At 70.9% G+C, this 8,096-nt stretch carries 7 protein-coding genes, 1 pseudogene and 1 riboswitch; of the genes and pseudogenes, 3 read left to right on the top strand and 5 right to left on the bottom strand.

Translation table 11 applies throughout. From position 1 onward, the window contains the following. Positions 1–72: 72 nt before the first annotated feature. Positions 73–1,275 carry an ornithine--oxo-acid transaminase gene (rocD, locus tag ABD378_RS27625; RefSeq protein ID WP_344524918.1) on the bottom strand — a complete coding sequence of 401 codons (1,203 nt, stop codon included), beginning with the start codon at positions 1,273–1,275 and terminating at the stop codon, positions 73–75. Positions 1,276–1,386: 111 nt separating this feature from the next. Beyond that, a riboswitch (ZMP/ZTP riboswitch) is annotated at positions 1,387–1,477 on the top strand. A gap of 40 nt (positions 1,478–1,517) precedes the next feature. On the opposite strand from rocD, the gene ABD378_RS27620 reads away from it, so the two are divergent. Next, positions 1,518–2,822 (top strand): serine hydroxymethyltransferase, encoded by a 1,305-nt coding sequence (locus ABD378_RS27620; RefSeq protein ID WP_344524916.1) that lies wholly within the window; start codon positions 1,518–1,520, stop codon positions 2,820–2,822. A gap of 61 nt (positions 2,823–2,883) precedes the next feature. Here the strand turns inward: ABD378_RS27620 and ABD378_RS27615 are convergent, their stop codons facing one another. Then, positions 2,884–3,678, bottom strand: coding sequence for a hypothetical protein (locus ABD378_RS27615; RefSeq protein WP_344524914.1), 795 nt, complete (start codon positions 3,676–3,678; stop codon positions 2,884–2,886). Positions 3,679–3,788: 110 nt separating this feature from the next. Then, a pseudogene (locus tag ABD378_RS27610) lies at positions 3,789–3,899 on the bottom strand (siderophore-interacting protein); the annotation flags it as partial. Positions 3,900–3,973: 74 nt separating this feature from the next. Between ABD378_RS27610 and trpS the strand changes: the two are divergent. Further along, positions 3,974–4,987, top strand: coding sequence for a tryptophan--tRNA ligase (gene trpS / locus ABD378_RS27605; protein ID WP_344524912.1), 1,014 nt, complete (start codon positions 3,974–3,976; stop codon positions 4,985–4,987). Positions 4,988–5,060: 73 nt separating this feature from the next. Further along, the gene (locus ABD378_RS27600) at positions 5,061–5,648 is read left to right on the top strand and encodes a 2'-5' RNA ligase family protein (protein WP_344524910.1); all 588 of its coding nucleotides are present in this window, start codon (positions 5,061–5,063) and stop codon (positions 5,646–5,648) included. 28 nt (positions 5,649–5,676) lie between these two features. On the opposite strand, the gene dprE2 is transcribed toward ABD378_RS27600, so the two are convergent. Both dprE2 and dprE1 read right to left on the bottom strand, forming a co-directional pair. After that, on the bottom strand, positions 5,677–6,432 hold the full coding sequence (dprE2, locus tag ABD378_RS27595) for a decaprenylphospho-beta-D-erythro-pentofuranosid-2-ulose 2-reductase (RefSeq protein ID WP_344524908.1): 756 nt from the start codon (positions 6,430–6,432) through the stop codon (positions 5,677–5,679). 20 nt (positions 6,433–6,452) lie between these two features. Continuing rightward, a complete protein-coding gene (gene dprE1 / locus ABD378_RS27590; RefSeq protein ID WP_344524930.1) occupies positions 6,453–7,832 on the bottom strand; it encodes a decaprenylphosphoryl-beta-D-ribose oxidase in 1,380 nt (459 codons plus the stop codon). Positions 7,833–8,096 lie beyond the last annotated feature (264 nt).

The raw sequence follows: 8,096 nt of genomic DNA, 5'->3' as shown, positions 1-8,096 counted from the left end.
CCGCCCCCGCCCACGCCGCCCCCGACCGGGACCAGTACCGCTGAGCTGAGCCGGTACCGCTCGTCAGTACAACTAGGCCAGTACTCCCCGGAGTTGATCAAGACCCCAGTCCAGGTCCTCCTTGCTGATCACCAGCGGCGGAGCGATCCGGATCGTCGACCCGTGGGTGTCCTTGACCAGCACACCCCGGTCCATCAGCTTCTCGGAGATCTCCCGGCCCGTGCCGTGCGACGGCTCGATGTCGACGCCCGCCCACAGCCCGCGGCCCCGCACCTGCGTCACGGCGCCCGTACCGGCGAGCAGCCCCAGCTCGGCGTGCAGATGCTCGCCCAGCTCGGTGGCCCGCTGCTGGAACTCGCCCGAGCTCAGCATGGCCACCACCTCCAGCGCCACCGCGCACGCCAGCGGATTGCCGCCGAACGTCGACCCGTGCTCACCCGGCTTGAACACCCCGAGCACATCCGCGTCCGCCACCACCGCCGACACCGGCACGACACCCCCGCCGAGCGCCTTGCCCAGGATGTACACGTCCGGCACCACGCCCTCGTGCTCGCACGCGAAGGTCCTGCCCGTCCTGCCGAGCCCCGACTGGATCTCGTCCGCCATGAACAGGACGTTCCGCTCCCGAGTCAACTCCCGTACGCCCGCGAGATATCCGGCCGGCGGCACCAGAACCCCGGCCTCGCCCTGGATCGGCTCGAGGAGCACGGCCACGGTGTTCTCCGTGACCGCGGCCCGCAGCGCCGTCAGATCGCCGTACGGCACGATCTCGAAGCCCGGTGTGTACGGGCCGTAGTCCGCTCGCGCCTCGGGGTCCGTCGAGAAGCTGACGATGGTCGTGGTCCGCCCATGGAAGTTGTCGCGCGCGACGACGATCTTCGCCCGCCCGTCGGGCACGCCCTTGACCTGATACCCCCACTTCCTGGCGGTCTTCACGGCCGTCTCCACCGCCTCCGCGCCGGTGTTCATCGGCAGCACCATCTCCTTGCCGCACAGCTCCGCGAGCCGCGTACAGAACTCGGCGAACCGGTCGTGGTGGAAGGCCCGCGAGGTGAGCGTCACCCGCTCCAGCTGCGCCTTGGCCGCGTCGATCAGGCGGCGGTTGCCGTGCCCGAAATTCAGCGCCGAGTACCCGGCGAGCATGTCGAGGTAGCGGCGCCCCTCGATGTCCGTCATCCAGGCACCCTCCGCCGACGCGACCACGATGGGCAGTGGGTGATAGTTGTGCGCGCTGTGCGCTTCGGCCGAGGTGATGAACTCTTCGGTAGTCGACACGGGGTCTCCGTTCGTCCTGCGGCATGGGGCGGGTGTGGCGCCCAAGTTCTATCGTCGCTCGGATCCTGGACGAGGAAACCTGCCGACCCGGCGTGCCCGATAGGCTGGTCTCTACAGCACGGCGACTGGCGCACGGGGAACGGACCCCGAGGAAGCCGTGCGAGGCAGAACCTTCGAGGTGCCGACCGCCTGGGCACCCCGGGACCACGACCGGACACACACCGCTCGCCCCGGAGGACGCCATGACTCACCCCTCTTCCCCGAATCTTTCGGACTCCCCGAACACCCTCAGCCACCCCGCGCTCGCCGCGCAGGACCCCGAGCTAGCCGCACTCGTCGGCGCCGAGGAGCAGCTCCAGGCCGACACCCTGCGCCTGATCCCCAGCGAGAACTACGTCTCCAGCGCCGTCCTGGAAGCCTCCGGCACGGTCCTGCAGAACAAGTACAGCGAGGGCTACCCGGGTCGCCGCTACTACGAGGGCCAGCAGAACATCGACCCGGTCGAGCGCCTCGCCGTCGCCCGAGCCAAGTCCGTCTTCGGCGTCGAGCACGCCAACGTCCAGCCCTACTCCGGCTCCCCGGCCAACCTCGCCGTCTACCTCGCCTTCGCCGAGCCCGGTGACACCGTGATGGGCATGGCCCTCCCGATGGGCGGCCACCTCACCCACGGCTGGGGCGTCTCCGCCACGGGCAAGTGGTTCCGCGGCGTGCAGTACGGCGTCCGCCACGACACGGGCCGCATCGACTTCGACGAGGTGCGCGACCTCGCCCTCAAGGAACGCCCCAAGCTGATCTTCTGCGGTGGCACCGCCCTCCCTCGCACCATCGACTTCGCCGCCTTCGCCGAGATCGCCCACGAGGCGGGGGCCGTCCTCGTCGCCGACATCGCGCACATCGCCGGCCTGATCGCGGGCGGCGCCCACCCCTCACCGGTGCCGCACGCCGACGTGATCTCCACGACCACCCACAAGACCCTGCGCGGCCCGCGCGGCGCGATGCTGATGTCCCGCGAGGTGCACGCCAAGGCCATCGACAAGGCGGTCTTCCCCGGCCTGCAGGGCGGCCCGCACAACCAGACCACCGCGGCCATCGCCGTCGCCCTGCACGAGGCGTCGCAACCCTCCTTCCGCGACTACGCCCACACGGTCGTCGCCAACGCCCAGGCCCTCGCCGAAGCGCTGCTCGCCCGCGGCTTCGACCTGGTCTCCGGCGGCACCGACAACCACCTGATCCTGATGGACCTCACCCCCAAGGACGTCCCGGGCAAGGTCGCCGCCAAGGCCCTGGACCGGGCCGGGATCGTCGTCAACTACAACACCGTGCCGTACGACCCGCGGAAGCCGTTCGACCCCTCAGGCGTCCGCATCGGCACCCCCTCGCTCACCTCCCGCGGTCTCGGTACGCAGCACATGCCGACCGTCGCCGACTGGATCGACCGAGGCGTCGCCGCGGCCCGTGCCGGTGACGAGGACGCCCTGACGAAGATCCGGTCCGAGGTCGCCGACCTGATGGCCGCCCATCCGGCCCCGGGCCTGCCCGCCCACTGACCACCGGGCCGAACAGCCGCCCCGGTCGGCCGAACTCACCGGCCGGGGCCGGTCAACGCCCTCACAGGTCCCTCAACTCCTGCCGCGGGCCGTCCTCATGAGGCCGCCGCCCGCGCAGCGAGGCGAGGAAGGGCCGCCGCTCGGTGAGCGGCCCTCGCAGCAGCAGCGCTCCGGCAGCCCCCGCCGCGGCGCCCGGTATCGCCCACCACCAGTCCGTGCCGCCGTCGCCCGGTGGGCCAGCCGTCCGTCCGGAGGCGGCCTGCTCGGGTGCGGTTTCCGATGCGGATGTCGGCGGAGGGGCCGAATCCGCCCCGGGGGCTATCGCGTGATCGCCCTTGTCCGTCGGCGCGCCCATGACCCCGAGCTTCTTGAACAGCGCCGTCAGACGAGCCGGATCCTTCGCCTTGTGCCAGGTGCCCCTCATGGACTCGACGTCCGTCGTGGTGTGGACCCACACGGCCGCAGTGTCCGTGCCGTCCTTGCCCTCCTCACCGTCCTTCGAGCCGGACGCCACCGGATAGGCCCGGTCCACCCGCCACGGCTGCACGTCGTGCGCCATCCACGTCACATTGATCTGACGGCTTCCGTCGCCCATGGCCAGGCCCGGTGGCTGTTCGCGCCGGCCCCCACCTATGCCGTCCATGTCGCCGAGACAGCGCTCAAGATCGCCGTACTCCTTGTCGCTCACATAGAGCGCCGTGCTCTGCCCGCTCTCGGGCGAGACCACCAGGACGCTCGTCGGTCCGCCCGCCACCGCCTGCGGCGCTCCCATCACCACCAGCGTCAGCGCGGCCGCGAGCCCCGCCACCGACCCGCACATTCCCCTTGCCGTCCGCATCCGCATCCGCATCCGCATGTCCGATCCCCCACCGCTCTCCGGCACGACCCGTCCGCACCGCGTCACTTCTGGTACACCGCCCGAGCCGTTCAGGTTCCCGATCCGCCCGACCGAGCCGGAACCGACTTCGCCGAACGCACTGTGTTCCTCGTCTCATTGGCGACGATCGACAGCAGCCACGGCTTGAACGCCGAGCCGTCCCTGAACCGCCCCAAGGAGCAGTACGCCTTGAAGAAGGCGGATGACAAGATCGCGGCACACCCGTCACACGTCTGTTTCCGAGCAATGAGAGACACCTGAGAGAATGAGCCCTATGGCCTCTGATCGTCCTCGCGTGCTCTCCGGAATCCAGCCCACCGCGGGCTCGTTCCACCTCGGCAACTACCTCGGCGCGGTCCGCCAGTGGGTGGCGCTGCAGGAGTCCCACGACGCGTTCTACATGGTGGTGGACCTGCACGCGATCACGATCCCGCAGGACCCGGCCGAGCTGCGTGCCAACACCCGGCTCGCCGCCGCCCAGCTCCTCGCCGCGGGGCTCGACCCGGAGCGCTGCACGCTCTTCGTCCAGAGCCACGTCCCCGAGCACGCCCAGCTCGGCTGGGTCATGAACTGCCTCACGGGCTTCGGCGAGGCGTCGCGCATGACGCAGTTCAAGGACAAGGCGGCCAAGCAGGGCGCGGACCGCGCCTCCGTCGGCCTCTTCACGTACCCGGTGCTGCAGGTCGCGGACATCCTGCTCTACCAGGCCAATCAGGTCCCGGTCGGCGAGGACCAGCGTCAGCACATCGAGCTGACCCGCGACCTCGCGGAGCGCTTCAACGGCCGCTTCGGTGAGACGTTCACCGTCCCGGCGGCGTACATCCTCAAGGAGACGGCGAAGATCTTCGATCTTCAGGACCCGTCGATCAAGATGAGCAAGTCGGCGTCCACCCCGAAGGGCCTGATCAACCTCCTCGACGAGCCCAAGGCCACCGCGAAGAAGGTCAAGAGCGCGGTCACCGACACCGACACGGTCGTGCGCTACGACACCGTGAACAAGCCGGGTGTCAGCAACCTCCTCAGCATCTACTCCACGCTCACCGGTGCCGGTATCCCGGAACTGGAGCAGAAGTACGTCGGCAAGGGCTACGGTGCGCTGAAGACTGACCTCGCCGAGGTCATGGTCGACTTCGTGACTCCCTTCCGGGACCGCACCCAGGCCTACCTGGACGACCCGGAGACGCTCGACTCGATCCTGGCCAAGGGCGCGGAGAAGGCGCGCGCCGTCGCCGCGGAGACCCTCGCCCAGGCGTACGACAAGGTGGGCCTCCTGCCCGCCAAGCACTGAACCACACAGCCCCCTGCACCAAGCCAGATACAGCAGCGCCCTCTGCCCGCCACCCGACCGACAGGAGTACGACGTGGGGACCGTAACGATCGGTGTGTCGATCGCGGTCCCGGAGCCTCACGGCAGCCTGCTCCAGGAGCGGCGCGCGGGCTTCGGGGACCCCGCGGCGCACGGCATCCCCACCCACGTCACGCTGCTGCCGCCGACCGAGGTGGACGCCACGGCGCTGCCCGCGGTCGAGGCGCACCTGGTGGCCGTCGCGGCCGCCGGGCGCCCCTTCCCGATGCGGCTCTTCGGGACCGGCACGTTCCGTCCGCTGTCGCCCGTCGTCTTCGTCCAGGTGGTGGCGGGCGGCGCGGCCTGCGGCTGGCTGCAGGAGCGGGTGCGGGACGCGTCCGGGCCCATGCCGCGCGAGCTGCAGTTCCCGTACCACCCGCACGTCACGGTGGCGCACGGCATCTCCGAAGAGGCCATGGACCGGGCCTACGCGGAGCTCTCGGAGTACGAGGCCGAGTGGCCCTGCACCGGCTTCGCGCTCTACGAGCAGGGCGCCGACGGGGTGTGGCGCAAGCTGCGCGAGTTCGCCTTCGGCGGTGGCGGCCCCGTGGTGCCCCCTCAGGCAGCGGCCCCGGCCGCGCACGGCACGCTGCCCGCCCGCTGATCTCAGGCGCTGCCCCCGAAGGGCGGCCTCACACAGGAAGCCGCCGGAACACCGTCCGCGGCACGTGACGCAGCGCCGACATGACCACCCGTAGGGCGCCGGGCACCCACACCGTCTCCGAGCGCCGCCGCAGGCCCGTCTCGATGGCCAGCGCGACCGCATCCGGGGTGGTCGCCATGGGGGCCTCCTCCAGGCCCGCCGTCATCTTGGAGCGTACGAAGCCGGGGCGGACGACCATCACGTGCACTCCCGTGCCGTGCAGCGCGTCGCCCAGGCCCTGGGCGAAGGCGTCGAGGCCCGCCTTGCTGGACCCGTAGATGAAGTTCGAGCGGCGGGCGCGCTCGCCCGCGACCGACGAGAGCACCACCAGGGAGCCGTGCCCCTGGGCCTGCAGCGACCGCGCGCACACCAGGCCCGCCGAGACCGCGCCCGTGTAGTTCGTCTGCGCGACCCGCACCGCCGACAGCGGCTCGTCCTCGTCGCGTGCCTGGTCGCCGAGGATGCCGAAGGCGAGCAGGACCATGTCGATGTCGCCCTCGGCGAAGATCTTGCCGAGCGTGGACTCGTGCGACTCGGAGTCGAGTGCGTCGAAGGCGACGGTGCGGACCTCCGCCCCCATGTCGCGCAGGCCCGCGGCGGCCTTCTCCAGGCCCGGGGACGGCCGCCCGGCCAGCCACACCGTGCGGGTGCGCCGCGCGACCAGACGGCGGGCGGTGGCGAGGCCGATCTCGGAGGTGCCGCCGAGTACGAGCAGGGACTGGGGGGTGCCGAAGGCGTCCTTCATGAGACCAACTCCTGGAGGTGCTAGAGGGCGAGGCGGCGCGAGAGGTCCGAGCGGAACACGCCGCGCGGGTCGAGGTCCGCCCGCAGGGCGCGGAAGTCGTCGAGCCGCGGATACATGGCGGCGAGCATCTCGGGCCGCAGGCGGGAGTCCTTGGCGAGGTAGACGCGGCCGTCGGACGCGGCGACCTCCTCGTCGAGCTCGTCGAGGAAGGCGCCGAGGCCCGGCAGGTTCGCCGGGATGTCCAGGGCGAGGGTCCAGCCGGGCATCGGGAAGGAGAGCCAGCCCGGATCGCCCTCTCCGAAGCGCTTCAGTACGGCGAGGAAGGACGGGCAGCCGCGCTCCGAGATGCGCCGCACGATGCGCCGCAGGGCCTCTTCCTTGCCGTACCCGACGACGAATTGGTACTGCACGAACCCGCCGCGGCCGTACACGCGGTTCCAGTGCGGGACGCCGTCCAGAGGGTGGAAGAAGGTCGACATCTTCTGGAGCTCGCCCACCCGGAGGCGGGGTGCCTTGCGGTACCAGAGCTCATTGAAGAGGCCCACCGACTTCCGGCCGAGCAGCCCTTCGGGCAGGAAGCGCGGGGCGGAAGGCAGCTGGCCGGGGCGGAATGTCAGTGGGGCTCTACGCGCGCGTGCCGGGAGGGCGTCCAGGGGAGCGTGGTCGCCGCGTGTGAGCACCGAGCGTCCCATCGACGCACCGCGCGCGAGGAGGTCGATCCAGGCCACCGAGTACCGGTAGCGGTGGTCGGATGCGGTGAGGCGGGCCATCAGGTCGTCCAGGTCGGTGGCGCGCTCCGTGTCCACCGTCATCAACGACGTCTCGACCGGCTGCAGTTGCAGCGTCGCGGCGAGGATCACGCCGGTCAGGCCCATGCCGCCCGCTGTCGCGTCGAACAGGGGAGTGCCGCGCTCGACCGCGTGCACCGTGCCGTCGGCGGTGAGCAGTTCCACCGCCATCACGTGGCGCGAGAACGACCCGGATCCGTGGTGGTTCTTGCCGTGGATGTCCGCGCCGATCGCCCCGCCGACCGTCACATAGCGCGTGCCGGGAGTCACCGGCACGAACCAGCCGAGCGGGAGCAGGACTTCCATCAGGCGGTGCAGGGAGACCCCGGCGTCGCACAGGACGGTGCCCGCGTCGGCGTCGATGGCGTGCACGCGGTCCATGCCGGTCATGTCGAGGACCGCGCCGCCCGCGTTCTGCGCGGCGTCCCCATAGGCCCGCCCAAGGCCCCTGGCGATGCCGCCACGCTCCCCGCAGGCCTGGAGGGCGGCCACGGCCTCCTCGGGCGAACGGGGGCGGATCAGACGGGCGGTGGACGGGGCGGTGCGCCCCCAGCCCGACACGGAGACGGACACGGCCTCGGGCTTCATCGCGGATGCGGAGTCGGCAGGCATAGCAGGCATAGGCGTGACCGTATCGTCCGAGCAAGGGCAGTTTGCCCATATTCGTCCGAGCCCTCACCGAAATGGGTGATTGATGGAGTGTCGTCCTATATTGCCGTAAATATTGAGAGGTTGCCTAGAAGAGTCGGGAGGTCAGGTCCTGAAGTCCCCGGAGAAGGAGGCGACATGCACGACATGGACCACCGGCTGCTGTCGGCCCTGCGCGACTGCGGCTCCGACGCGCGCGTGGCCGCCGCCGCACGGGCCCTGTCCTGG

This window comes from Streptomyces rectiviolaceus (genome assembly GCF_039533825.1).
Lineage (GTDB): Bacteria > Actinomycetota > Actinomycetes > Streptomycetales > Streptomycetaceae > Streptomyces > Streptomyces rectiviolaceus.
Note: the sequence above shows the minus strand (reverse complement) of the source record. Positions and strands in the feature narration are given on the sequence as shown.

Coding starts and splice junctions, on each gene's coding strand:
- dprE1 (WP_344524930.1), bottom strand. CDS start 7,832: ATGCCTGCCGACTCCGCATCCGCGATGAAGCCCGAGGCCGTGTCCGTC.
- ABD378_RS27620 (WP_344524916.1), top strand. CDS start 1,518: ATGACTCACCCCTCTTCCCCGAATCTTTCGGACTCCCCGAACACCCTC.
- ABD378_RS27615 (WP_344524914.1), bottom strand. CDS start 3,678: ATGCGGATGCGGATGCGGATGCGGACGGCAAGGGGAATGTGCGGGTCG.
- trpS (WP_344524912.1), top strand. CDS start 3,974: ATGGCCTCTGATCGTCCTCGCGTGCTCTCCGGAATCCAGCCCACCGCG.
- dprE2 (WP_344524908.1), bottom strand. CDS start 6,432: ATGAAGGACGCCTTCGGCACCCCCCAGTCCCTGCTCGTACTCGGCGGC.